Annotated in this window: 18 protein-coding genes; 6 read left to right on the forward strand and 12 right to left on the reverse strand. The window is 72.7% G+C overall.

The features are described 5' to 3' along the window. Positions 1-31 precede the first annotated feature (31 nt). The 7 genes from EIW28_RS21625 to EIW28_RS21660 all read right to left on the reverse strand — a co-directional run bounded on the left by EIW28_RS21625 (position 32) and on the right by EIW28_RS21660 (position 7,206). Complete coding sequence (locus EIW28_RS21625; protein ID WP_125249798.1) at positions 32-568, reverse strand: hypothetical protein; 537 nt, start codon at positions 566-568, stop codon at positions 32-34. A gap of 474 nt (positions 569-1,042) precedes the next feature. Further along, complete coding sequence (locus EIW28_RS21635; protein ID WP_125249800.1) at positions 1,043-2,824, reverse strand: ABC transporter substrate-binding protein; 1,782 nt, start codon at positions 2,822-2,824, stop codon at positions 1,043-1,045. After that, positions 2,821-3,009 (reverse strand): hypothetical protein, encoded by a 189-nt coding sequence (locus EIW28_RS21640; protein ID WP_125249801.1) that lies wholly within the window; start codon positions 3,007-3,009, stop codon positions 2,821-2,823. Before EIW28_RS21640 ends, EIW28_RS21635 begins: the two co-directional genes overlap by 4 nt. Continuing rightward, entirely contained in the window at positions 2,997-4,136 is a 1,140-nt protein-coding gene (locus EIW28_RS21645) for an ABC transporter ATP-binding protein (RefSeq protein ID WP_125249802.1), read from the reverse strand. The genes EIW28_RS21640 and EIW28_RS21645 overlap by 13 nt, the downstream gene beginning before the upstream one ends. Continuing rightward, positions 4,129-5,172, reverse strand: coding sequence for an ABC transporter ATP-binding protein (locus EIW28_RS21650; protein WP_125249803.1), 1,044 nt, complete (start codon positions 5,170-5,172; stop codon positions 4,129-4,131). The genes EIW28_RS21645 and EIW28_RS21650 overlap by 8 nt, the downstream gene beginning before the upstream one ends. Positions 5,173-5,176: 4 nt before the next feature. Continuing rightward, the gene (locus tag EIW28_RS21655; protein WP_125249804.1) at positions 5,177-6,076 is read right to left on the reverse strand and encodes an ABC transporter permease; all 900 of its coding nucleotides are present in this window, start codon (positions 6,074-6,076) and stop codon (positions 5,177-5,179) included. Further along, a complete protein-coding gene (locus EIW28_RS21660) occupies positions 6,076-7,206 on the reverse strand; it encodes an ABC transporter permease (RefSeq protein WP_125249805.1) in 1,131 nt (376 codons plus the stop codon). The genes EIW28_RS21655 and EIW28_RS21660 overlap by 1 nt, the downstream gene beginning before the upstream one ends. Positions 7,207-7,658: 452 nt before the next feature. Here EIW28_RS21660 and EIW28_RS21665 point away from each other — a divergent pair, with 452 nt between their 5' ends. The 6 genes from EIW28_RS21665 (at position 7,659) to EIW28_RS21690 (ending at position 15,847) form a co-directional block, all read left to right on the forward strand. Then, positions 7,659-8,879, forward strand: coding sequence for an NADP-dependent isocitrate dehydrogenase (locus tag EIW28_RS21665; protein ID WP_125249806.1), 1,221 nt, complete (start codon positions 7,659-7,661; stop codon positions 8,877-8,879). Between the two features lie 240 nt (positions 8,880-9,119). Then, complete coding sequence (locus EIW28_RS21670; RefSeq protein WP_125249807.1) at positions 9,120-9,848, forward strand: phosphocholine cytidylyltransferase family protein; 729 nt, start codon at positions 9,120-9,122, stop codon at positions 9,846-9,848. Next, entirely contained in the window at positions 9,848-10,900 is a 1,053-nt protein-coding gene (locus tag EIW28_RS21675; protein ID WP_125249808.1) for an iron-containing alcohol dehydrogenase family protein, read from the forward strand. The genes EIW28_RS21670 and EIW28_RS21675 overlap by 1 nt, the downstream gene beginning before the upstream one ends. Continuing rightward, positions 10,887-12,530 (forward strand): ABC transporter permease, encoded by a 1,644-nt coding sequence (locus EIW28_RS25250; RefSeq protein ID WP_232014121.1) that lies wholly within the window; start codon positions 10,887-10,889, stop codon positions 12,528-12,530. The genes EIW28_RS21675 and EIW28_RS25250 overlap by 14 nt, the downstream gene beginning before the upstream one ends. Before the next feature lie 273 nt (positions 12,531-12,803). Next, positions 12,804-15,125: an acyltransferase family protein gene (locus EIW28_RS21685; RefSeq protein WP_125249809.1), complete on the forward strand. Its 2,322-nt coding sequence runs from the start codon at positions 12,804-12,806 to the stop codon at positions 15,123-15,125. A 119-nt stretch (positions 15,126-15,244) separates the two neighbouring features. Next, positions 15,245-15,847, forward strand: a complete 603-nt coding sequence (locus EIW28_RS21690; RefSeq protein ID WP_125249810.1) for a hypothetical protein — start codon at positions 15,245-15,247, stop codon at positions 15,845-15,847. Between the two features lie 81 nt (positions 15,848-15,928). Here EIW28_RS21690 and EIW28_RS21695 read toward each other — a convergent pair whose 3' ends face one another. The 5 genes from EIW28_RS21695 to EIW28_RS21715 form a co-directional block, all read right to left on the reverse strand. Then, positions 15,929-17,410: a glycosyltransferase family protein gene (locus EIW28_RS21695; protein WP_125249811.1), complete on the reverse strand. Its 1,482-nt coding sequence runs from the start codon at positions 17,408-17,410 to the stop codon at positions 15,929-15,931. Between the two features lie 11 nt (positions 17,411-17,421). Continuing rightward, the gene (locus EIW28_RS21700) at positions 17,422-19,491 is read right to left on the reverse strand and encodes a glycosyltransferase family 2 protein (RefSeq protein ID WP_125249812.1); all 2,070 of its coding nucleotides are present in this window, start codon (positions 19,489-19,491) and stop codon (positions 17,422-17,424) included. A 142-nt stretch (positions 19,492-19,633) separates the two neighbouring features. Beyond that, positions 19,634-21,163: a glycosyltransferase family protein gene (locus EIW28_RS21705; RefSeq protein ID WP_125249813.1), complete on the reverse strand. Its 1,530-nt coding sequence runs from the start codon at positions 21,161-21,163 to the stop codon at positions 19,634-19,636. Next, positions 21,160-22,758, reverse strand: a complete 1,599-nt coding sequence (locus EIW28_RS21710; RefSeq protein ID WP_125249814.1) for a glycosyltransferase family protein — start codon at positions 22,756-22,758, stop codon at positions 21,160-21,162. The genes EIW28_RS21705 and EIW28_RS21710 overlap by 4 nt, the downstream gene beginning before the upstream one ends. A gap of 5 nt (positions 22,759-22,763) precedes the next feature. After that, on the reverse strand, positions 22,764-24,686 hold the full coding sequence (locus EIW28_RS21715; RefSeq protein WP_158630495.1) for a glycosyltransferase family A protein: 1,923 nt from the start codon (positions 24,684-24,686) through the stop codon (positions 22,764-22,766). Positions 24,687-24,774 lie beyond the last annotated feature (88 nt).

A 24,774-nucleotide genomic window follows, 5' to 3' on the forward strand; every position in this document is an offset into this window, starting at 1 on the left:
CGCACCGGGCCCCGTTCGCAGTCCTCGACCGCTAGGCGACGGCGAGGTTGAGCTCCTCCCGCTCGGCCTCGGCCAGGTGGTTCTGGAGCCGGCGCGCGCGGAGCGTCGCGTCGGCGACCTCGCAGATCCGGGCGATCTCCACGTCGGCGGGGGACATCGCCGCGAGGCCGTGCTCCACCAGCCAGATGGTGACCTCCGCCCACGAGTACAGGCTCACCCTGGGCCGCGGCACCCGTGGTTCGGGGAACCCGCCGGCCCCGCGCCGGCCGGTCGCCCAGTGGTCGACGGCGGCGAGCGTCCTGCCGGTGCGCTCGGCGATCTCGGCGAGGGACACGTAGTCCTCGGTGACGCCGAGCAGGTCCACCTCGGCCCGCCGGCCCTGCCTGATGGCCGACACGACCGCCTGGATCGCCGAGGGGGCCTCGCGGCGGAAGGTCCCCCAGCCCTCGCCTCCCGTGTCGGGGTCGAAGGCGATCAGGGCGTCGTCCCAGCCGGCCTCGTACAGCGCGTCGACGACGTGGTCACCGGGCGGGGCGGAGAAGCGCAGTTCGAATTCGTACACCGTCACCGTTTCATGCTCCCTTCTCGATGTCCGCTTCCGGACCGTGCGAACAGTCGTCCGCGGCCCGCCGAAGCAACCTGGCGAAGTCCTCGGGCGATCGCGGCGTGGACCAGATCGATCGCGGCGGCCGGCAACCGGACTCGCCGCCGGGGCAGTAGGCCCGGCCCCAAGCGTGCCCGCTGGACCCCCTGATCTTCCAGCCTCTCGCCTCCATGTACTCGATCGCCGCGCGGATGTGCTTGTCGGGATGTCTCGGCATGTAGAAATAACACTACATGCACTTCCCGGTGAGCGGTAGCGACACGCGACGCCTCTCGGGCAGACGGAAGGGCCCCGGCCTGGCGGCCGGGGCCCTTCGCTTCCCTCGTTCGCCGCGCGTGACCCGCCTCGGTGCTGCGCGGCCGCGGCGGGCCCCGGAGGGCCCGCCGCCGAGTCCGGCTCCCGGAGCGAGCAGCGTCTCCGGGAGCGGATCCTGGTCCCCTACGCGGGCTCGATGCCGCCCTCGAGGATGCGGACCATGATCGGGTTGTCGAAGTAGATGTCGTTGAGCTCGTAGTCGCCCGGCGCGATCTCCTTCACCCGCTCGCCCTCGATCGCGTACGAGACGCGCTGGTTGAGGAACAGCGGCAGGCGCGGCAAGGTCTCGTTGAAGACGATGCCGAGCGTCTTGTTCGCCTCGGCCTGCTCCTCCTCGGTGCCCTTCTGCGACGCCAGGTACAGCTCGTCCACGTTGACCGTGCCGAGCGAGGCCGTCTCGACCTCCGCGGTCGGCAGGCCCATGCCCGGCGCGTCCGCGGTCTGCGAGTTGTCCGTGAACCAGGTCATCTGCCAGGAGCCGTACACGTACGGCACGAACGGGTTCGCCCACTGGCGCACCGCGATGTCGAACTCGCCGGCGCCCCAGATGCCCCACGGGTTGTCCGCCGGGACGTTCTCGTAGGCCACCTTCAGGCCGAACTCCGACAGCTGCGAGGCCGCCTGCTCGCCAGTGAGCGAGAAGTCGGTCCAGCCCTCGACGCCGATGATGGTGTACTCCGCGAGCGACCCGTCCGGCTTGTGCCAGCCGTCCGACTCCTTGGCCCAGCCGGCGCCGGTGAGGAGCTCCTCGGCCTTGGCGTGGTCGGTCGCGTAGAACTCCAGCTCCACGTCGTCGAACAGGCCCTCGGCGTGCGGGTCCGGCAGACCCGTGTAGGTCGACGGGATGTAGTAGCCGCCGTTGCCCTTCGCGATCTCGCCGATGACCTCGGTGTCGAAGACGTACATGAACGCCTTGCGCACGTTCGGGTCCGCGAACTCGGGGAACCGGCCCTGGTTGAGCATCAGGCCGACGCCGTCGTAGCCGGGGGTCGACAGCTCCTTGAGGCCCTCGACGCCCGCGATCGTCTGGCGGTCGGTCGCGCCGAGCACCTGGGTCGAGTAGTCCACCGCGGACGAGAGCAGGAACTGCACCGAGGCGGCGTTGTCGCCCTTCTGGACCTCGATCGTCTCGAACTTCACCTGGTCGGCGAACAGGCCGTCCTCGTGGACCGACATGGTGATGACGGTCTCGCCGATCTGCTCGAACTTGTAGGCGCCGCAGGTGATGAAGTCCTCGTCGAGGAAGTCCTCGGCCGCGATCTTCTCCGACAGCGCGACCTGGCCCGGCCCGCCCTGGACCTCGCCGGCCTCGACCAGGCCCTGGGCCTCGTCCATCCACGCGCCGTAGCGCGAGTAGGGGAGCACCTGCGCCTTGAGCGCGCCGTGCTCGACGCCGGTGAACGACTCGGTGTAGGTCACCGTGACGGTGGTGTCGTCGTCGGCGGTCACCGACGCGAGCTGGTCCCAGCCGATGGTGCCCTGCGCGGCGTTCAGCTTCTGGAGGTAGATCGTGCCGGCCACGTCCTTCGAGGTGACGTCGGTGCCGTCGGTCCACTTGATCCCCGAGCGCAGCTTGATCGTCAGCGTGGTGCCGTCGAGGGCCACCGACTCGGCCAGCTGCGGCACCCACTCGTGCGTCTCCCAGTTCAGGATCGCGCAGCGCGGGATGAACAGCTCGGCCACGGGAGCGGCGGTCAGCAGCACACCGGTGTTCAGCGCCGCGTTGTAGTGCTCGACGGACACGTCGAACGGGTACACGTACACGAACTTGCCGCTGGCGCCTTCGCCCCCGCCGCTGTCGGCCTGGCAGGCCCCGAGGACGGAGGTGGTCGCAACGGCGCCGGCGCCGAGGCCGACCGCCTGCATGAGGTTGCGTCGGCTGATCTCGAATCGCTGAGAGGTCATCGCCGTTTCCTTTCGATGTAGAGGGCGATAGAGGTTATGAGGATGAGGAACAATCCGAGTCCGACGGTCAGCGCGCTGATGGAGGACTCTGCGGTTCCGCTGGGCAGGAGGAGCAGGAGGAGCACCGCGGCCAGGGTCAGGAGGACCCCGAACGCCAGCCCCGCGCGGGCGATCAGGCCGACCATGCCGCTCCAGGTGTCTTGTGTGGATCTTCGGCCGCCCCCGCCGAGGCGGGACGCCGCGAACCGGGGACGGCGTCGAGGGTGAGCGTCCGGTCGGGCGCCTCCGCCGCGTCGCGCCGCCGGTCGCGCGCCACCACGTGGCAGGCGACGCGGCGGCCGCGGGCGGCGCCGCCCGCGCCCTCCAGGGCCGGGGCCGCGCTGTCGCACAGCCCCGGTTCGAAGGCGGGGCAGCGGGGGTGGAACGCGCAGCCGGCGGGCAGGTCGGTCAGGGACGGGATCTCGGCCGAGCGCAGCCGCTCGGCGGCCTGGTTGGCCTTCGCGAGGTCGGGGTCCGGTTCGCACACGGCGCCGATGAGCGCCTTCGTGTACGGGTGCTGGGGGTTCCCGATGACCTCCGGGGTGGGGCCGTGCTCGACGACCTTCCCCAGGTACATGACCGCGATCTCGCCGTCCCACGCGAAGTACTTCGCGACCGCGAGGTCGTGGGTGATGAACAGGAAGCCGACGTCGAGGTCGTCGCGCAGCCGCCCGAGGGTGTTGAGCAGGCTCACCCGGATCGACACGTCGAGCATGGAGGTCGACTCGTCGCAGATGAGCAGCTCGGGGTTCATGGCGAGCGAGCGGGCCACGTTGACGCGCTGGCGCTGGCCGCCGGAGAGCTGGTGCGGGTAGGCGTCGAGGTAGGACTCGGGCGGCGTGAGGTCGACCAGCTGGAGCAGCTCGGCGGCCTTGGCGCGCGCCTCGGCGCGGTTCCCGACCAGGCCGTGGCGCTTCAGGCCCGCGGTGAGCGTCGAGGCGACGGTGCGGGTCGGGTTCAGGGCCGCGTACGGGTCCTGGTGGATGTACTGCACGGCCCGGCGGTAGGCGCTCCGCTCCGCCGCGCCCATGTCCGCCAGCGGCTTCCCGCGGAACTCGACGGCGCCGGCGGTGGGCCGGGTGATCCCGGCGGCGGCGCGGGCCGTGGTGGTCTTGCCGCAGCCGGACTCGCCGACCAGGCACAGGACCTTGCCGGCCCGCACTTCGAGGTCGACGCCGCCGACGGCGGCGACCGGGCCCTTCCTGGTGTCGAAGACCTGCTCCAGGCCCCGGAGCCGCAGCAGGGGCGCGGCGCCCTGGGAAGCCTCAGACATTGGCGTTCTCCTTCCGGCGGAGGATGACCTGGTCGTGGTGGAGGCACGCGACCGAGTGGTGCATGGCCTGCGGGCGGTCGGTGAGCAGCTCCAGCGGCACGCGGTCGCGCTTGCACTCGGCGGTGGCGAAGGCGCAGCGCGGGTTGAACGCGCAGCCGTCCGGCATCGACTTGAGGCTGGGCGGGTAGCCGGGGATCGACTCCAGCGCGGGCCGGTCGCCCTTGACGGGCATGACCGCGTTGATGAGCCCGGCCGTGTAGGGGTGCTTGGGGCCGTAGAAGATGTCGCGCGCCGAGCCGGTCTCGATGATGCGGCCGGCGTACATGGTGGCGACCCGGTCCGCGAGCTCGGCGGCGAGGCCGAGGTCGTGGGTGATGAACACCATCGTGAACCCGAACTTCTTGCGGAGCTCGTGGAGCTGCTGCACGATCGAGCGCTGCGTGAGCAGGTCGAGCGCGGTGGTCGGCTCGTCGAGGACGAGGACCTGCGGGTCGAGCGCGATCGCGAGCGCGATGAGGGCGCGCTGCTTCATGCCGCCGGACAGCTCGTGCGGGTACGCCTGGAGGACGCGGTCGGGGTCGAGGCGCACGGTCTCCAGCAGCTCCCCGGCGCGGGCCTCCACTGCGGCCCTCGTCCAGCGCTTGCGGCCGCCGGCGTGGTCGCGGAGGGTGTCGGCGAAGTGGTCGCCGATGCGGATGACCGGGTTGAAGGCGTTCATGGCGCCCTGGAAGACCATGGCGGCCTCGTTCCAGCGGAACCGGCGCAGCTGCTCCTTCTTCATCTTCAGCAGGTCGGCGGTGGAGCCGTCCTTGAGCCGGTAGGTGAGGGAGCCGGAGGTGATCTCGCCGAGGCCGGGCAGGAGCCGCAGCAGGCCGAGGCCGAGCGTGGTCTTCCCGCAGCCGGACTCGCCCACGAGCGCGAGCGACTGGCCCTCGTACAGGTCGAGGTCGACGCCGCTGACGGCGGTCACGGACTCCTTGCGGCCGGTGCGGTAGGCGATCGCGAGGTCGCGGACGCTGAGGATCGGGTCGGTCATGGTCTCACCTTTCCCGGAGGCGCGGGTTGAGGGCCTGGTCGAGGCCGCGGCCCATCGTGACGAGCCCGATCGTGAAGAGCACGATCATGAACAGCGGCGCGACGACGAACGGCAGGGCGACCGGGTTGAGGTAGAAGTTCTGGCCCCAGGACTGGTGGATCATCAGGCCCCAGTTCGGCGTGCCCGAGGGCATGAGGCCGAGGACGTAGAGGCCGACGATCGCGTAGATGGCCTGGTTCACCGAGATCACGAAGTTCACGAAGATGAACCCGGCCATGTTCGGCAGGATCTCCCGGAAGACGATGCGGGCCGCGCCGAGGTCCTGGAGGCGGGCGGCCTCGACGAACTCGCGCTCCTTGAGCGACATGACCTGCGCGCGGATGGAGCGGAACAGGAAGGCCCACATGGTGGAGCCGACCACGATCGAGATGCCCCAGGCGGGGATGTCCTCGAAGAACGCGACGACCGCGAGCATGAGCAGGAACTGCGGGATGGTGACGGTGACGTCGGTGAGCTGGAGCAGCACCGAGTCGACGCGGCCGCGGAAGTAGCCGGCGATCGAGCCGAGGGCGACGGCGACGAACACGGCCATGAGGGCCGCGAGCGTGCCGACCCAGATGGGCTCGGCGCCGGAGTTGACGAGGATCTTGAAGGTGTCCTTGCCCTCGTACTGGGTGCCGAGCCAGTGCTCGGCCGAGGGCTCGGTCCAGATCTGCGTCGTGTCGGTCGGGTTGTGCTGGTCGATGACGAGCGGGCCGACGAAGGAGAACAGGACGATGGCGAGGACCAGGACGGTCCCGGCGAACCCGGCGGGGGAGCGGGTGAGCCCGGTCCACAGGCGTCCGAGGAAGGACTCCTTGAAGTGCTTGCGGGGCTTGGCGATCGCGGCGTCCACGGTGGTCATCAGGCGTCCTGCCCTTCGGACTTGATGCGCGGGTCGATGCGGACCAGGAAGAGGTCCACCACGAGGCTCGCGATGACGACGGAGGTGGCGAGGATGATGACGGCGGCCTGCACGACCGGGTAGTCGCGGTTCCCGATGGCCTCCATGAGCATCTGGCCGACGCCGGGGTACTGGAGGATCTGCTCGATGACGATGGAGCCGCCGACGAGGGTGCCGAGCTGGAGCGCCACCTGCGGGATGATCGGCAGGAGCGCGTTGCGGCCGACGTACCCGCGCGAGATGCGGCCGGGCTTGAGGCCGCGGGCCTGCGCCACGGTCACGTAGTCCTCGGTGAGGACCTCGGTGGTGGCGGCCTTCATGTTGAGCATGAAGGAGCCGGTGGCGGTGAACGCGAACGCGATGATCGGGAGGATCGCGTGGAACAGCGCGTCGCCGAAGAACACGAAGTCGAACCCGGGCTCGACGCCGGCGGTGATCCGCCCGCGCATGTCGAGGAAGGGGAGGACGCCGAGCATCGTGTAGCCGACGACCACGACCGCGGCGATGAGGATGTAGTTCGGGACGCCGGTGAGGAACGACCCGACGGAGGTCATGGCGTGGTCGAACCAGGAGCCGCGGCGGTAGGCCATCGCCATGCCGACCGAGAGGCCGACGACGATCGCGAGGACCACGCCCGCGCCGACCGCGAACAGCGTCCACGGCAGGTACTCCATGACGTGCTCGAACACGGTCTTGGAGGGGTTGGTGAGCGAGTTCCCGAAGTCGAGGGTGACCAGGCCCTTGAGGAAGTCGAGGTACTGCGCCCAGACGTTCGCGTCCGGGTCGTAGTTGATGATGTTCGCCGCGGTCGCCATCGCCTGCTCGTGGCTCATGCCGGCGGAGTTCAGGCGACCGGCCATGATCTCGATCGGGTCGCCGGGCATGAGGTGCATGAGCAGGAAGGTGATCGTGGCGACCAGCCACACGACGAACACCGACTGGCGGATGCGGCGGAAGGCGTAGGAGGTCCACGCGCGGCGGAGGACGGACGAGCGCGCCGCGGGGGGCGGCGGACCGACCGCCGCGTCCGGCGGCGGTGCCGGTCGCCCGCTCGCATGCTGCGCCGAGGTCGGTGCGGAAGGTGCGGTCACCTGGGGCACTCCTTCGTGCGTGGTCGGGGCTGGAGGCGGGGCGTGCTGCCGCGCCGCCGGGTACTGGATCGCGAAACAAATTGGAAAGATTGTTTCTAGTTAACGAACTTACCTGTCGTGACCCGGCGCACGCCAGCCTTGAGACGGAATCGTTACGTTGAACTTCAGGAGACGTTTTCCCTGGTCTCATCCGGGAGGTGCCGTCCGACGGTAGCCGGTCCGCGACGCTGCGGACAGCTCCTTCGGGGCGCGCCCGGCCGATCCCGGGCCGATGGGGCCGTTCGGTCGATGGTGCCGTCCGCCGAGCGGCCGCGCCCGGGCGGGCTGTGGCCAAGGACTCCCCGGGCGGGCGGCGGCCCCGCGTTCGAGTCCAGTACGCTCGTACTGTTAGGAGCAGTCCGCTCCCCGTCCCGACCACGCGCGGCGAAGCGCAAGGAGAGGTGCCGAAACCCATGGCGAAGATCAAGGTCGCGAACCCGGTCGTCGAACTCGACGGCGACGAGATGACCCGCATCATCTGGAGCAAGATCAAGGACGAGCTGATCCACCCCTACCTGGACGTGGACCTGCACTACTACGACCTCTCGATCGAGCACCGCGACGCCACCGACGACCAGGTCACCGTCGACGCCGCCAACGCGATCGCCGAGCACCACGTCGGCGTCAAGTGCGCGACGATCACCCCCGACGAGGCCCGCGTCGAGGAGTTCGGCCTCAAGAAGATGTGGCGCTCCCCGAACGGCACCATCCGCAACATCCTCGGCGGCGTCGTCTTCCGCGAGCCGATCATCATGAGCAACGTCCCCCGCCTCGTGCCGGGCTGGACCCAGCCGATCATCATCGGCCGCCACGCCCACGGCGACCAGTACAAGGCCACCGACTTCAAGGTCGACCGCCCCGGCACCCTCACCGTGACCTTCACGCCGGCCGACGGCTCCGAGCCGATCGAGTTCCAGGCCGCCGAGTACCCGGAGGGCGGCGGCGTCGCCATGGCGATGTACAACTACCGGAAGTCCATCGAGGACTTCGCGCGCGCCTCGTTCCGCTACGGCCTGGCCCGCGACTACCCGGTCTACATGTCGACCAAGAACACCATCCTCAAGGCCTACGACGGCATGTTCAAGGACGTGTTCCAGGAGATCTTCGACAACGAGTTCAAGGCCGAGTTCGACGCCAAGGGGCTCACCTACGAGCACCGCCTCATCGACGACATGGTCGCCGCGGCCATGAAGTGGGAGGGCGGCTACGTCTGGGCCTGCAAGAACTACGACGGCGACGTCCAGTCCGACACCGTCGCGCAGGGCTTCGGCTCGCTCGGCCTCATGACTTCTGTGCTCATGACCCCCGACGGCCAGACCGTCGAGGCCGAGGCCGCGCACGGCACCGTGACCCGCCACTACCGCGCCCACCAGCGCGGCGAGAAGACCTCGACCAACCCGATCGCCTCGATCTTCGCGTGGACCCGCGGCCTGTCGCACCGCGGGAAGCTCGACGGCACCCCCGAGGTCAGCGGCTTCGCCGAGACCCTCGAGCGGGTCGTCATCGACACCGTCGAAGGCGGCAAGATGACCAAGGACCTGGCGCTCCTCGTCGGCCGGGAGCAGGAGTGGCAGACCACCGACGAGTTCCTCGACACCCTGTCGGAGAACCTCGCCAAGAAGGTCGCGGCCTAGCGCGTAACCGGGTCGCCGCAGACTCGTTGTAGAGGGTGCGGTCACTGCTCGGCGTCGCTTGCGAGCCGGGCTCCGAGCCCCAGTGCGGTGGCCGCCCCTTCCCAGTTGGAGGCCCCGGCCGACGTGTGCAGGCGCACACTCGGCAGGGGCCTCCCCCCTTTCGCGGCTTGTAAACTAGCCGGGTTGCACACCGGTTCGCGCAGTTCGCGGCGGACCGCGCCCCCCGACCGAAAGGCAGACATGAGAGGCGTCATCCTCGCCGCCGGACAGGGGCAGCGCCTGCGCCCCGACACCGACCGCCTCCCCAAGACGCTGCTGCCGGTCACCGCGACCGAGACCATCCTCGACACCGTCGTCCGCGGCCTCGCCGAGGTCGGTGTGACGGACATCGCCGTCACCGTCGGGCACGCCGCCGAGCGGATCGTCGAGCACGCGCCGTCCCTCGAGTCGCGCTACGGCGTCGAGGTGACGATCGTCGAGAACGACAAGCCGCACTGGAACAACGCGTACTCGCTGTGGACCGCCCGCGAGCACTACGCCGGCGGCGCGATCCTCGTCAACGGCGACACCGTCCACCCCGCGAGCATCGAGCGGCGCCTCCTGGCCGCCGCCGAGACCGACCCGCGCCTGCTGCTGGCCCTCGACGACCACAAGGAGCTCACCGAGGAGGCCATGAAGGTCCGCATCGGCGAGCACGGCGTCGAGCTCATCCACAAGGTCCAGCCGGTCGAGTCCGCCGCCGGGGAGTACATCGGCGTCAGCCTCATCCCGGCCGGGGTCGCCGAGGAGCTCACCAAGGCCCTCGAGGCGACCTTCACCCGCGACTCGACCCTGTACTACGAGGACGCCTACCAGCTCCTGGCCGAGGCCGGGCGGATCGGCACCGTCTCCACCGGGCCGGTGCGCTGGACCGAGGTCGACGACCACGCCGACTGGGCCCTCGCCGAAGCGATCGCGGCGACCCTGTAGTGCCCACGTTCGCCCGCACCGTCCTCGCGCCGATCACGGTTGAGGTGTCCTCCGGAGCCGTCGCGCGGCTCCCGGAGCTGCTCGCGGACTCCCGGATCTCCTCGGGCGGGCGCGTCGCCGTCGCCCTCGGACCCGGCCTCGGCGAGACCATCGCCGACCAGCTCGACCACCTGCCCGACGCCGTCGTGCACACCGTCAAGGCCGGCAGCCTCGACAGCGCCAAGGAGCTCACCAGGCGCCTGCGCGACGACCACGTCGACGCCCTCGTCGGCATCGGCGGCGGCAAGCTCCTCGACACCGCCAAGTGGGCGGCCTCCGACCTGGGGCTGCCGATGGTCTCGGTCGCCACGAGCCTCGCCCACGACGGCCTCGCGTCCCCCACGGCCTCGCTGGAGCGCGACGGCGTCTCCGTCTCCTACGGGGTCCACCCGCCGCTCGCCGTCCTCGCCGACCTCGACTTCATCCGCCGCGCGCCCGCGAACCAGCTCCAGTCCGGCATCGGCGACGCCCTGACGAACCTGTCCGCGGTCGCCGACTGGCAGCTGTCCAACGAGGTGAACGGCGAGCCCGTCGACGGCCTCGCCGCCGCGATCGCGCGCACCGGCGCCGAGGCGGTCCTGCGCCACCCGGGCACGATCGCCGACGACGCGTTCCTGGCCACCCTGGCCGACGCGCTCATCCAAGGCGGCCTCGCGTCGAGCATGGCCGGATCGTCCCGGCCCTGCTCGGGCGGGTGCCACGAGATCGCGCACGCGCTCGAGGCGCTCCACCCCGGCCTGGCCTCCCACGGGGCCGAGGGCGCGATCGGGGCGCTCATCTGCACCTGGCTGCGGGGCGACGACGCCCTGTTCGCGGAGCTCTCGGCCGCCCTGAAACGGCACGGCCTGCCGCGCACCGCGAGTGAACTCGGGTTGACCACGGCGGAGCTCGCCACAGCGGTGGCCTACGCGCCGAGGACCCGCCCGGGCCGTTATACGATTCTCGAACATCGTGAACTGGACTCGGTGGCGCTGGAGCGACACCTGACGGAGATGATGCATGAGCTCGATTAGCCCGCACCCCGACGGCGTCTCCGGCCCAGCCGGAAACCGCGACGGGAGCCCGGACTCCAACGACGCGGCGGCCCCCCAGGGCGGCTTCGGCACCGGGCCTTCGGCCGCCCCCGCGGGCTACCCGCCGGGGGCCATGAGCTCCGGCTCGGCGGCGTTCGCGAGCCCGCCGCCGTCGGCCGCGCCCGGCATCACACCGCCGCCGCACCCCGGCCAGGCCCCGGGCACTCCGGGCGTGCAACCGCCTGCGCCGCAAGGCTACGGGCAGCAGCCCGGGCCGCACGCGCCCGCGCCGCAGCACCCCGCCCCGTACGGCCCGCCCGCGCACCCGCAGGGCCCGCCGCCGGCCGCGCACGGCTCTCCGCAGGCCCCCTACGGCGCCCCCCAGGCCCCGTACCACCCGGGCCAGCCGCCCCAGCACCCCCACCAGTCGCCGCAGGCGCCCCACGGCCAGCCGCCGCAGGGCCAGCAGCCCCCGCAGCCGTACGGCCAGCCCGCCCCGCAGCCGCAGGGCCAGCCGCAGCCGGCGCACTTCCAGCCGCAGACGCCTCCGCCGCCGCCCGCGGTCGCGCCCCCGCCGCCGCACGTCGCCGCGGGCAGCCCGGGCCAGGTCCCGCAGGCGCCGTACGCGACCCGCGTCGAGCCGGGCCGCGAGATGCCGATGGCCGGGGCCTCCCCGATCCGCCGCAACCTCGACGACACCGCCGAGCTCCCGGCGTTCCTCGACTCCGCACGCAGCGAGGAGGGGCCGCTCGACGAGTCCCGCAACGCCGTCGTCAAACCGCTCAAGCGGAAGTTCCCGCTCACCACCGGCTTCACCGCGCTCCTGCGCCACCGCTACGCCATGTCCGTCCTGGTCCGCCGCGACCTCGCGGTCAAGTACCAGGCCACGGTCATGGGCTACGTGTGGTCGCTCATCGAGCCGCTCGGCCTCACCGTCATCTACTGGTTCGTGTTCGACGTCGTCTTCGGCGGCGGCAGCTCGATCCCCGCCGACGAGAACGGCAACCGCCCCGGCTACCTCGTCTTCATCGTCTCGGGCATCTTCGCCTACCAGTGGTTCAGCTCCGCGGTGAACGAGGGCGCGAAGTCCCTCGGCGGCCAGGCGAGCCTCATCACGGTCATGAAGGTCCCCCGAGAGGTCTTCCCGGTCTCGAAGGTCTTCGCGCGCTTCGCCGAGTACGTCGTCGGGTTCCCGATCCTCATCGCCGTCGCCATCCTCGACGGCGGCGTGTTCGGCCTCAACCTGCTGTGGCTGTTCCCGGCGATCCTGGTGCAGGCCATGCTCACCACCGGCATGGTGTTCATCCTCGCCGCCGCGAACGTCCTGTTCCGCGACGTGCAGCGCTTCCTGCCGCTCGTCATGCGCGTGCTGTTCTACGCCTCGGCGATCATCTACCCGATCACCAAGGTCACCAGCGCCGAGTCGATGCAGAACCACCCGTGGCTGGTCAACCTGTTCACCTCGAACCCGCTCGTCGGCATCTTCTCGATGCACCGCGCCGCGTTCATCCCGGGCCTGGCCCCGTCGATGTACTCGGTCGCCGTGGCCGTCGGCGTCTCGGTCTTCCTGCTGTTCTTCGGCCGCTGGATCTTCTACCGCCTCGAACCGCGTGTGCTCAAGGCGCTCTAGGCGACAGGACGGCCCCGACGACCGCGTCGGGGCCGTTCCCGCGTTCCCGGCCGCCCCCGCTCCGGCCAATGTGGACGGAAGTGGCGAAAGGGGCCGACCGGGCGCGAGCGGCCCCGCGGGGCGGGACCGCCGTCGGTACGATGTGGGGAACGCCCGCAACCGAAGGCGTGTCCGGATAGTCGGATTGGTCACCGCCCAGTCCCCGACCGCGCCGGATGCGCCTAGTATGTGGGGCGACCACGCCCCGGCATCCCAGACGGAGAACTTCGCGCCATGACCTCCCCGCAGCCCCCGCGGCCCCAGCCCAGAGCCGCTGCCGGGGGCGGCGTCAACGAGGAGACGCTCCACCTGCCCGCCTCCACGCCCGGCGCGGCCGCCCCGCCCGCCGCCGCGACGCAGCGCACCGCCCCCAGCCCCTACCCGGTCCGGCCGCCGTTCCGCGCCCCCGCGCCCCCGCCCCCCGGCCCGCAGGCCCCGCCCGGCCCGATGCGCACCACCGGCGCGCACCCGCGCCCCGCGCCCGCCCCGCTCGCGGCCCCGCTGCGCTGGGAGGGCGTCGGCTTCCGGCCCGACATCCAGGGCCTGCGCGCCGTCGCCGTCGCCCTGGTGCTCCTGTCGCACGTCGGATTCTCGTTCGCCGCGGGCGGGTACGTGGGCGTCGACGTGTTCTTCGTCGTCTCCGGGTTCCTCATCACCTCCCTGCTCGTCAAGGAGGTCTTCGACACCGGGCGGATCTCGCTCGCCGGGTTCTACGCCCGCCGGGCCCGCCGCATCCTCCCCGCCGCGAGCGCCGTCACCATCGCGACCGCGCTCGGCGCGTGGCTGTGGTTCCCCGTGACGCGCCTCGAGGCGGTCATGCAGGACGCGTTCACCGTCATCGTGTACGCCGTGAACTACCGCTTCGTCGCCACCGAGACCGAGTACCTGAACGCCGACCAGATGCCCTCGCCGTTCCAGCAGTACTGGTCCCTGGCGGTCGAGGAGCAGTTCTACGTCGTGTGGCCGCTGCTGCTCATCGGGCTGCTCGCCCTCGCCAAGCGCAGCCCCCGCAAGCTCCTCAGCGCCGCGATCGCCTCGTGCGCCGGGATCTTCGCGCTCAGCCTGGTCCTGTCGGTGCTCACCACCGAGGTGTCGCAGCCGACCGCGTACTACGCGGCCCACACCCGCATCTGGGAGCTCGCCGCCGGCGCGCTCCTGGCGCTCATGCTCCCGACGCTCAAGCGGATCCCGGCCGCGGCCGCGTGGATCCTCGGCCTCGGCGGGCTCGCCGCGATCGTCGCCGCGGGCGTCCTGTACGACGCGTCGACGCCGTTCCCGGGCTACACCGCGCTCCTGCCGGTCCTCGGCACCGCGGCCGTGATCGCCGCCGGCTCGGGCGCGAAGAACCCCGCGAGCGCGCTCCTGGCGACCGGCCCGTTCCAGTACGTCGGCAAGATCTCCTACAGCCTCTACCTGTGGCACTGGCCGATCCTCATCCTGATCCCGCTCGCGGTCGACGCCGAGCCGACCGTGGGCCTGCACACGGTCCTGCTGCTCGCCACGGTCGCGGTCGCGCAGCTGTCGTACCTGTACATCGAGGAGCCGGTGCGCCGCGCCCGCCCGCTCCGGACGAGCAACATGTGGGGCCTGGTCACCGGCGTCGCCTGCTCGCTGCTCGGCATCGCCATGGTCCTCACCCTGACGCTCGGCTTCGGGAAGGTCCCGCCGCAGGAGGAGCCGGTCGACCTCGAGGCGGTCGAGGAGGTCGAGGACGTGTCCGAGATCGAGCTGCGGCTCCAGGAGGGCCTGGCGGTCACCACCGTCCCCGCCGACCTCGAGCCGTCCCTGACGAGCGTGGCCTCCGACGAGCCGGAGATCTACGGCGACGGCTGCCACCTCGACGCGTGGACCGAGAGCCTCCTCGACGGGTGCGCGTTCGGCGCCCCCGACAGCGGGACCACCGTGATGCTCTTCGGCGACTCCCATGCGGCCCAGTGGTTCCCGGCGCTCGAACCGATCGCGGTCGAGCAGGGCTGGCGGCTGGTGACGCGCACCAAGAGCGCGTGCACGCCCGCGAGCACCACCGTCTCCAACGAGACCGTCGGCGGCGAGTACACCTCCTGCTCCGACTGGCGCGAGAACGTCCTCGCCGAGATCGAGGAGGTGCGGCCCGCCATGGTGATCCTCAGCGGCGAGGACGCGCCCCCGATCGTGGAGTGGGAGGACGACGGCCCCGAGGCGTGGGCCCAGGCGTGGACCGACACGCTCGCGCGCGTCACCGCCGCGGCCGCGAACACCGTCGTGCTCACCGACACGCCGCGCAGCCCCACCGGTGATCCGATCCCCGAATGCGTGGCGCTGCACCAGGACTCGGTCGCCGAATGCGTCATGCAGCGCTCCGAGGCGATCGACGACTCCGGCAACCGCGAGGCCGCCATGGCCGCGCAGCAGGAGGCCGGCGCGACGGTCGTCGAGACCGTCGGCTGGTTCTGCTACGCCGGGGCCTGCCCCGTCGTCACCGGGAACCTCCTGGTGTACCGCGACTCCCACCACATGAGCACCCCGTACGCGCGGTCGCTCACCCAGCTGCTGCGGGACGAGCTCCCGGCGCTGTGAGCTGTGGCGCAGGCGTGTCGGGGCCCTGCTCGCGGGCCTCGGCCCTGGACCGCGCTTGGTACAGTGTGTATCGATCCCTTCCCCGTCGGGAGCCCGAGCCCCCTTGAGAGGAACGCCCCATGCGCAGGCTGACCGCACTCGCCGCACTCGTGCTGCTGTTCGCCGCCGGCTGCACCACCGGGGACGACCCGGGGAACGGCGAGGACCCGGGGACGACCGAGTCGGAGGCGCCGCCCGCGCCGACCGCGCCCGTCGAGCTGACGCTCACGCCCCCGGCCGGGTTCACCGCCGACACCACCGGCGCCGACCGCGAGGTGCTCTTCACCGACCAGCACGTGACGTACACGTTCTGGGTCGCCGGCGCCGAAGGCGGCTTCGACCGCATCCAGGTCACCTCGTACCTGCTCAGCGAAGGCGCCGACACCTCCACGTACGACGCGCAGGCGAACCTCGTCACCGACTACTTCGGGAAGCTCAACCAGCTCATCTCGCTGGACAACTACTACCCGACGATCATGCACCGGCAGGACGGCATCTACCGCTACGGCGAGGTCGTCGTCGACGGCGTCGAGGTCAAGTGGCAGGACCACTTCGTGTTCGCCGGCCAGTACCTCATCAACGTCACCTGCTCCTGGGACGCGCACTACGCCCAGGTCGACGCCGCCTGCGGCGAGGTGACCTCGACGTTCCCGTTCCCCGAGGACTTCACCGCGGCCGCGTAGGGCCCAGCGGCCGGCCCGGCAGTGCCTTAGAGCGTCGGGCCGAGCGTTCGGACCGGCCTCGGACCGCCGGGCCCGGGGGCCTCAGACCGCCAGGCCGAGCGCCCGGAATCGCTCGGCGTGCGCCTCGTGGCTGAACAGGCGCCGCGTCGTCGCGAACCCGGCCTCGCGCTGCTCCAGGTACCGGTCGTGGTCCCCGGTCAGCTCGGCGACGAGCCCGGCCACGTCGGCCGGCTCGGCGTACAGCGCCCCGGACCCGAACGCCGGCTTGAACACCGGCGGCAGCACCACCGGCAGGCCCGCGGCCATCGCCTCGACGGGCGCGCGCCCGAACGCCTCCAGCCACGACGAGCACGTGTAGTACACGTACACGTCCAGGCCGCGCAGGAACTCGCCCACGGCGACCTCGTCGAACGCGTACCCGGTCCAGTTCTCGGGCAGCCGCCCCAGGATGCGCCGCGGCACCTCGACACCGCCGAGCGCGCGGATCTCGAACCGCGGCCCCGCCGGGTAGCAGGCGCGCAGCTGCGACGCCAGCTCCGGCCACTTCGACAGGTGGTCGCGCGAGTGCCGCCCGATCCGCACCACGTCGCCGACCGGGTGGTCGCCGCGGACCGCGGTGGCCTTCAGGTCGATCGACGGGTACCAGTAGTCGGCCGCCAGGTCGACGCCCTCGAGCTCGTCCGCGTGGTGGTCGAGCAGCGCCTGGTGCACGAGCGGCCCCACGGTCACCCAGCGGTGGTCGCCGATCCAGTCGGTGAGCTTGCGGTGCACGCGGTCGACGTCCCACACGCGCTTGCGGCCCACGCCGCCCTCGTAGTACGTCATCGGCGCCTGGTTGACCACCAGCATCCGCTGCTCGGCCACGATCTCGGGCAGGTCGTCGCGCAGCACCGACGCGAACGGCGGGAACCGCATGAGCAGCAGGTCGCACGCGACCTTCGCGCGGTCGCCGACGATCCGCACCCGGTCGCCGTCCACGGCCTCCAGGACCTTCGCGTTCAGCGGCCGCCCCGGGTGCATCTCGAACAGCGGGTTGTGGACCAGGCCCACGCGCAGGCCCGCGGCCTTGAGCATGGCGATCTCGTTCAGGTTCGAGGAGGTCGTGCCGCCCGGCAGGTTGAAGTTCGAGGCGATGACGACGTCGTAGCGCTCCTCGGCGCCCCGCGGCGCGGTCCGCGAGTGGGCGAGCGCCGCCGCGGCGGCGCGCCGCACCGTGCGCGTGTGCGCGCCGTCGGACGCGATCGACCGGAGCGCGGGCGTGGAGGCGGTCGTGAACCCGGCGTCCAGGCGCTCCCGCCACTTGCGGACGTTCGCGAGCGCGCGCGTCTCCCGCTGGGCCGCGCGCAGGCGCCGCCGCGACAGCAGCTGCATCGGGCTCGCCACCCCGGACTCGCCCATCCGCTTGCGCAGCAGGGCGACCACGAGCGCGGCCTCGCCGGCCAGGACGGCCGCCATCGCGGGCAGGTACACCGCCGGGGGCGCGGTCAGCGCGAGGCCCGCGCCGGCGAGGGTGGCCGCCCCGACGGCGGTCCCGGCGAGCGCGAGCTTCCTCGCGGTGCGCATGCGTGCTCCGTTCATCGGCGGGCCAGCCGCCGCAGCAGGGCCTTGAAGCGGGGGAACCCGGGCGCGGACAGCGCGGCGACCGCGAGCGCGCCCGACGCGGACACGGCCGTGAACGACACCGCCGCCGCCGTCTCGGGCGCGGCGGCGAACCAGCTCGCGACCGCGGCGGCCCACAGCAGCGCGAACGCCGCGGCCCCGGCCGCGGCGAGGGCCCGGCGCGGGCCCCGGTGCTCCTCGGGCCGCGCCTCAGCGCGGGCCTCGCCGCTCCGCTTGGCCGACAGGATCGCGGCGACCGCCTGCGCGGCGGCGGGGCGGATCGTCCGCTCCCACGTCTCGGTGCGCCCCACGTCCGTGAACGCGAACTCGTCGCCGCGGCCCTCCCACAGGGACGGGTCGGTGACGACGAGCCGCTCGGCCGCGACCCGGTCGACGGGCGCGACGAACTCGACCGGGTTGTCGCCGTGCAGGCTCTCGTTGAGGAAGTCGAGGATCTCGGGGCGCAGGTGCCGCACGTCGGCGTGGAGGCGCAGCAGCGACTCGACGTGGACGATGCCGACGCGCTTCCCGGCGGCGGCGGCCTCGCGGGCGCGCTCGACGGCGCGTTTCTGGCCGTCCTCCCAGTAGCGGCAGTCGGCGACGTACAGCTCGTCGAAGGTCCGGCCGTCGAGGCGCACCCCGCGGCTCAGGCTGGGCGCGTACAGCTCCCGGCGGGGCGCGTCGGCCTCCATGAACCCGCTCGCGTGGCCGCGGCGGATCGCCTCGCGCCAGTGCTGGTGCGCGGACTGGTACGCCGAGCGCGCCGGGTGCTGCCAGCCGTTGTCGATCTCGCTGGAGGTGAGGGTGTCGCCGCTGAGGCGCACCAGCGTGAACACCTCGCCCTGGAGCTTGCGCACGGCCCGGTTGCCGAACACGGCCTTGAACCGGAAGTGGAACTCGGTGTCGGCGCCCTTGCGGAGCGCGTCGAAGTAGCCCATCCGCTCGCGCACCGGCTCGGTGCGGAACATGACCGACGTCGACCGCGGCCCCTGCACCGGCCGTCCGGTGTGGACGGCGGTGAGGTCCTCGCGGACCCTGATGCAGTTCGCGAACGTCATGACCAGCGCCGGGTCGGCGACCATCGGCGCGACCTGCCGCTCCAGCCACCTCGGGTGCGCCCAGTCGTCGGAGTCGAGGCCGGTCGTGAACACGCCCTTGCACTCCAGCAGCGCGCGGTTGCGGGCCCGGTAGGTGCCGGAGTTCTCCGGGAGCCGGAACAGCCGGATGCGCTCGTCGAGCGCGGCCGCCCGCGCCAGGATCTCCCCGTACTCGGGGCCGGAGGCGTCGTCGACGAGCAGCAGCTCCCAGTTCTGCCAGCTCTGCGCCACGACCGACCGGATCGCGGTGAACAGGGTCTCGTCGGGCCGGTAGCACGTCATGATGACCGAGATCCGCCGCTGCGCCCCGCTGACGGCCTCGGCGGGCCCGGCTTGGAGCCGGTCGAACCGCGGCCCGTCGCCCTCGGCCACGTCGAGGTCGGGCATCCCGGTGAAGACCCGGAACCGCTCTAGCCACGCGGCGGCGTCCCCGCCCCGGTCCGGATGCGCCTCGTCGGCCTCGAACGCGTGCCGCCACCGCGGCTGGAGGTCCCTGTACCGTTCGAGCACGCCCGCGGCCGACCCGGTCGCCGCGAGCGCGGCCTCGCCGTACCTGATCTGGAACTCCGGCAGCACCGACTTCGGGTCCAGCCGCTCGGCGAGCCGGAACAGCGCGTACGCGTCCCGGTACTCCCGCCGCCGCGCGAGCGCCGCGGCGTACCCGGCGAGCCGCCCGGCGTCGATCCCGGAAGTGTCGGCGTCCTCGGCTTCGGCGAGCGCGACGAGGTCGGCGTGCGCGGTGCCGGGCGCGGCGAGTTCGCGGGCGATGTCGACGGCGAGCGCGGAGCGGGTGCGGACGGTGGTGCCGTAGAGCGCCTGGACCGGTTGCGACCTGGCCTCGTCGAGCAGTGCCTGCGGGAGCGTCCTCGCCTGCGCGACGCGGTCGCCGGGGGCCTCGGCCGCGGGTGCGTTCGCGGGCAGCGGGGTCGCAGAGGTGGTTGAGGTCATCGATGCAGTCAGTCAGCCATGGGAGAAAGGGAAGCGGCCCGCGGGAGGCGCGCATGGGGCCGAGGCGATCCTAGCATGCGCGACATCGTCGAATGGTCCTCGCGTTTCTGGCAGTCGGCGTCGCCGCGAATGGAACGGCAGGTCAGAGGCGGTGCGGCACGGTCACGCCGAGCCGCGCGACCCGGCGGATCAGCGCCGCCGGGGAGAAGTCCTCTTCGACCTTAGCGAGCGCCCGCAACGCCTGCGCCTCGTAGGCCGCCGGGTCCCCGGCCAGGGCGCGCACCGCCGCGGCCACCCCGTCCGGACGACAGTAGACCGCCGCGTCCCCGAACAGCGCCTCGAAACGCCGGTCCATGACGCACGGCACCCCGGAGGCCATCGCCTCCAGCGGCGACCGTCCGAACGCCTCGACGCAGTCGTCGGCGATGAAGTACACGAACACGTCGAGCCCGTGCAGGAACTCCCGCGCGGGCACCGACCCGAACGGCAGCTCCACCCAGTTGCCCGGCAGCCCCCCGAGCAGCTCCCGCGGCGTCTCGGCGCCCCCGAGCGCGCGCACCTCGAACGCCGCGGGGTAGCACTCCAGCAGCCGCTCGGCCGTCTCGGGCCACTTCAGCGGCGCGTCCCTGGTGTGCCGCCCGATGCGCACCGGCCCCTCGTGCCGCGGGCGCTCGGCGCGCCGCCACTGGTCGGCCTCGATGATCTCGTACCAGTACTCGTCGGCGATGTCGATGCCCGCGATCGCATCCGCGTGGTGCCGCTCAAGCGTGCGCCGGACCTCGGGGCCGATGAGGTACCACGTGTGGTCCCCGAGCCACCCCTGCACGGTCTCGTGCACCGCGGCCGGGTCCCACTGCGGCCGCCGCCCCCCGTCCGGGCCGTAGTACGTGAACGGCACCTGGTTCACCAGCAGCACGGTCCGCCCCGCCTCGATCCGCGGCAGGTCGTCCATGAGCCGCTCCATGACGGTGGGCAGCCGCACCACCGCCAGGTCGCACCGCACCGCGTCGTGCGGGCCCACCAGCACCACCCGCTCCCCGTCCACCAGCTCGGCGATCTTGGGGTTCACCGGCACCGACACGTCCCACCGGTACACCGGGTGGTGCAGCAGCCCCACCCGCAGCCCGGCCCCGGTGAGCGCCCCGATGTCGGCGACGTTCGCCGACGTGTTCCCCCCGGGCAGCCCGAAGTGGGACACGATGAGGACGTCCACGACGTACTCGGCCCTGGCCGCGCGGGCCCGCTCCTCGGCCTGGAACCACTCGTCGAGTTCGCGCAGGACCGCCATCCGGTGCTCCGGCGGGTTCGCGGGGTTGCGGGCCGAGCGCAGCAGCGGATCGACCGCGCTGGCGGAGAAGCCGTTGCGGAGCCGGGCGGTCCACTTGTCGTGGAACTGCCGCCGCTCCTCCTCGGCCGGGTCCGCCGCGGTCTCGGCCGCGGGCGCGGCCGCGCGTTCGAGGGACCGCCGCACCCTGAGGTTGCGGGCGCGGCGCCAGACCTGCGCTCCCAGGACCGTGATCGCGGCGCACTCGACCGTGAGGACGGCGCCGACGACCGCGGCGGCGGCGGACGGCGGCAGTGCGAGCACGGCCGCCGCGGCGAGCGCGGCCCCCGCGCCCGCCCACAGGAGGGCGGCCCGTCCTCGGGTCCGCCTGATCGCCGTGCCGCTCATCGCGCCCCGCTCTCGTCCGCCGTGCCGGCCGGGCCTCCCGGACCGGGTCGGGCGCCGGGGACCCGGACGCCCAGTGCCGCGACGCGGCGCAGCAGCGCCTCGTGCGAGAAGTGCTCCCGCACCACCGCCAGCGACCGCTCCGACTGCGCCCGGTAGCGCTCCGGGTCGGCCATGAGGCCCCGCACCACGTCCTCGACCTCGTGCGGCTCGCAGTAGAGGCCGCCGTCGCCGAACAGGGGCCGGAAGCGGGGCGGCATGACGCACGGCAGCCCGGCGGCCATGGCCTCCATGGGGGAGCGGCCGAACGCCTCCACGTACTCCTCGGCCGTGAAGTACACGGCCACGTCGAGCGAGTGCAGGAACTCGATCGCGGGGACCGACCCGAAGGGGTACTCCGTCCAGTTCGCGGGCAGCTCTCCGAGGACCCGCCGGGGCGACTCGGCGCCGCCGAGGACGTGGACCTCGAAGTCCTCGCCGTCCGGGTGGGCGGCGCGCAGGTCCTCGGCGATGGTCTGCCACTTCAGCGGGTGGTCCCGCGAGTGGCGTCCGATGCGGATGGTCCCGTCGGGCTCGCGCGGGCCCTCGCGGCGCCACAGGTCCGGGTCGAGCGAACCGAACCAGTAGTCCTCGGCGAACTCGATCCCGGCGAGCTCGTCGGCGTGGTGCCGCTCCAGGGTCTCGCGCACCGACGGGCCGATCGCGTACCAGGTGCTCGGCCCCGCCCAGGCGGCGAGGTTGTCGCGCACGGTCGCGACGTCCCACGAGAAGTGGCGGCCGCCGTCGGGCCCGTAGGACTCGAACGGCGTCTGGTTGATCAGGAGGACCGTCCGGGCCGGCTTGATCTCGGGGCGGTCGTCGAGCGGCTTCGCGAGCGAGGGCGGGAACCGGACGATCATCAGGTCGCACGTCACGTCGTCGCCGGGCCGGAGCATGACGGCGCCCTCGGCCGCGAGCTCGGCGACCTTCGGGTTCACGTCGCGGCCGACGTTCCACTCGAACACCGGGTGGTGGAGCAGCCCCACGGACAGGCCCGCCCGCAGGTAGGCGCGCACCTCTTCCACATTGGAGGCCGTGGTGCCGCCGAGCAGGTTCAGGTTCGAGACCAGGACGATGTCGAGGTGCCCCTGGAACGGCTCGTCCCGCCGCTCCCGCAGGCCCTTGCGCCACTCGACGATCGCGTCGAGCATCGCGATGCGGAAGGGGTACGTGCCCTGCTCGTTGTCCGCGTACCCGTACATGACCGGCAGCGCGGTCGCCGAGAAGCCGCGCGTGAGGCGTGCGGTCCAGCGCCGCAGCGGGCGGAGCTTCCTGGCGGGGAGCTTCCCGGCCCGCACCGGCTGCGGCGCGGTGACGGGGGCGGCCTGGGCCGGCGCGACCGCGGCCTCCTTGACCGCGTCCTCCAGCCGCAGCAGGAGCGCGGCCAGCAGCCCCAGTTCGAGGACCGCGACCACGGCGGCGACGGCGAGCGCGGCCGGGCGACTCGGCGCCAGGACCACGGCGGCGACGGCCGCCGCGAGTCCGGCGAGCGCCGCCGCCGGGGCGGGGCCGATCCGCCGCAGCCGCCGCTTGAGGCGGCCGAGACCGCGTCTGAGCATCCGCTTCATCGGCGCAGCCGCCGGGCGGTGAGGGCGATCGCGACGCAGCCGGCCGCGGCGAAGCCGGTCGCCGTCGTCGTCAGGGCCGCCGCCGGACCCGCTGCGGCAGCGGCGAGCCCCGTGCCCGCCGCGGCCGCAGCAGCCGTCCCGGAGGCGGTCAGCAGGCCGCGGGTCCCGGGCCGCAGCAGGCCCACCCGGACCCGAAGGGGCTCAGGCGGCTCCACCGGGGCCGGAGGGGCCTGCGGGACCGCGGTCCCCGTGACGCCGTAGTCCTGTTCGAGACAGGTGAGGAGCGACCGGTCGGCGGCGACCAGGCGGTGCGCGCCGGAGCGCTCCAGATCCGCGAACAGCAGGCCGTGCTCGGCGGCGAACGCGAGCACCTCCGGCGCGATCGCGGCCGAGCCGGCGAGGGCGTCCCAGGCGGGGTAGTGCACCAGCCCGACCGTCTCGCCGTCGGCCGCGGCGGCCGCGGCCTCGTCCAGCAGCTCGCGCCGCGAGCGGTCGACGCGCCGCCAGTCGGCGGCCGCCACGAGGTCGAACCGGTCGGGGACGGCGCCCCGCTCCAGGAGCTCCCGCGGCGCCGGGAACGGCCGCTCCGGCGGGGAGGCGGCCAGGAACGGCTTGGAGCGCCCCTGGCGAGTCCGCTTGTGCCAGTGGCGGAACGCGTTCTCGTACGCGGCGCGTGCCGGGGAGACCCACTCGGCCGCCACCTCGGACTCCGAGAGCGATCCGGCCCGGTGCCGCACCGCCGTGAGGTACCGGCCGCGGAGGAACGCCACGCGGCCGCTGCCGAAGTGCCGCTGGACGCGGAGCTTGAACTCGGTGTCCGCGCTCTTGAGCACGGTGTCGTAGAAGCCGATGCGCTCGCGGATCTCGCCGGCGCGGAACATGACGGACGTGGACCGCGTCTCGGTCAGGCGCAGCTCGGGGGTGACGGCGGGCTCGAGGCCGCCGGTGCAGCGGACGCCTTCGGCGACCGACATGACCAGGCCGGGGTCGGCCAGCAGCGGGGCGATCTGCCGCTCGATCCACCGCGGGTGGGCCCAGTCGTCCGAGTCCAGGCCGGTGATCACGGCGCCCTCGGCCATGCCGAGGGCTCGGTTGCGGGCCCGGTAGGTCCCGCCGTTGGTCCGCTGGCGGACGAGCCGCACGCGCTCGTCGAGGCGGCCGCATTCGACGAGCAGGTCCGCGTATCCGGGTCCCGACGCGTCGTCGACGAGGAGCAGCTCCAGGTTCCGCCAGCTCTGGGCGAGGACCGACCGGACCGCGGTGAGCAGTTCGGGACCGGGCTCGAAGCAGGTCATGACGACGGAGACGAGGGGGCCGTCCTCGACCGCCCGCACGCCGTCGGGACGCAGCCGTCCCAGGAGGTCGGGCCCGGCGTCCCCGAGGACGACGCCGTCCCAGCCCGCGAAGTCGAGGAACGCGGGCACCCAGCGCCGCTCGTCCCCGGGCGACGCGGCCCGCAGCGCGGCGCATTCGGCGGCCCCCCAGTAGGCGTCCGGCACCCGGCCGTAGGTCCGGCGCAGCGATCGCAGGAGGCGGAGGTCGCCGCGCAGTCCCGCCAGCCGGACGTGCGCGATCTGGTCCCGTTCGGGCAGTGCGTCGCCGAGGAGCCTCCTGGCGCGCCCGTACATCGCCAGGGCCGCGTCCTGGTCGCCGTCGTCGAGCGGCTGGGCGGCGAGCGCGTAGGCGAGGTCGCAGTAGGCGCCGAGGTGCAGCTTGGAGGACTTCACGCGCCGGTCGAACGCGGTGTGGTCGACCGCGTCGACCGGGTCGCGCTCCTCGGGGTGGGCGAGGAGCGCCAGCAGCCGCCGCCCGGTGCGGGAGCGCAGCCGGAGCGCGTTGGCGAGCACGGCGCCGCTCGGCGCCGCCGCGACTCGGGGGAGTACCGATTCGAGGTACGGGGTGGAGGGTGGGAGGGGCATGCTCATCCCTTTCCTGTCGCAAGGTCCTGCATTTCCTCTGCTCCGATTTCCGCCGCATTCGAACCGTCCACTAGGGGCAGATCGTGCA

Source organism: Glycomyces terrestris (assembly GCF_003933745.1).
Taxonomy (GTDB): Bacteria; Actinomycetota; Actinomycetes; order Mycobacteriales; family Micromonosporaceae; genus Glycomyces; species Glycomyces terrestris.

What these genes read in the sequence shown, in the direction of transcription:
- EIW28_RS21635 (WP_125249800.1), bottom strand. Translation starts at nt 2,824, where the DNA reads ATGACCTCTCAGCGATTCGAGATCAGCCGACGCAACCTCATGCAGGCG.
- EIW28_RS21640 (WP_125249801.1), bottom strand. Translation starts at nt 3,009, where the DNA reads ATGGTCGGCCTGATCGCCCGCGCGGGGCTGGCGTTCGGGGTCCTCCTG.
- EIW28_RS21645 (WP_125249802.1), bottom strand. Translation starts at nt 4,136, where the DNA reads ATGTCTGAGGCTTCCCAGGGCGCCGCGCCCCTGCTGCGGCTCCGGGGC.
- EIW28_RS21650 (WP_125249803.1), bottom strand. Translation starts at nt 5,172, where the DNA reads ATGACCGACCCGATCCTCAGCGTCCGCGACCTCGCGATCGCCTACCGC.
- EIW28_RS21655 (WP_125249804.1), bottom strand. Translation starts at nt 6,076, where the DNA reads ATGACCACCGTGGACGCCGCGATCGCCAAGCCCCGCAAGCACTTCAAG.
- EIW28_RS21665 (WP_125249806.1), top strand. Translation starts at nt 7,659, where the DNA reads ATGGCGAAGATCAAGGTCGCGAACCCGGTCGTCGAACTCGACGGCGAC.
- EIW28_RS21670 (WP_125249807.1), top strand. Translation starts at nt 9,120, where the DNA reads ATGAGAGGCGTCATCCTCGCCGCCGGACAGGGGCAGCGCCTGCGCCCC.
- EIW28_RS25250 (WP_232014121.1), top strand. Translation starts at nt 10,887, where the DNA reads ATGAGCTCGATTAGCCCGCACCCCGACGGCGTCTCCGGCCCAGCCGGA.
- EIW28_RS21685 (WP_125249809.1), top strand. Translation starts at nt 12,804, where the DNA reads ATGACCTCCCCGCAGCCCCCGCGGCCCCAGCCCAGAGCCGCTGCCGGG.
- EIW28_RS21690 (WP_125249810.1), top strand. Translation starts at nt 15,245, where the DNA reads ATGCGCAGGCTGACCGCACTCGCCGCACTCGTGCTGCTGTTCGCCGCC.
- EIW28_RS21695 (WP_125249811.1), bottom strand. Translation starts at nt 17,410, where the DNA reads ATGCGCACCGCGAGGAAGCTCGCGCTCGCCGGGACCGCCGTCGGGGCG.
- EIW28_RS21700 (WP_125249812.1), bottom strand. Translation starts at nt 19,491, where the DNA reads ATGACCTCAACCACCTCTGCGACCCCGCTGCCCGCGAACGCACCCGCG.
- EIW28_RS21705 (WP_125249813.1), bottom strand. Translation starts at nt 21,163, where the DNA reads ATGAGCGGCACGGCGATCAGGCGGACCCGAGGACGGGCCGCCCTCCTG.
- EIW28_RS21710 (WP_125249814.1), bottom strand. Translation starts at nt 22,758, where the DNA reads ATGCTCAGACGCGGTCTCGGCCGCCTCAAGCGGCGGCTGCGGCGGATC.
- EIW28_RS21715 (WP_158630495.1), bottom strand. Translation starts at nt 24,686, where the DNA reads ATGCCCCTCCCACCCTCCACCCCGTACCTCGAATCGGTACTCCCCCGA.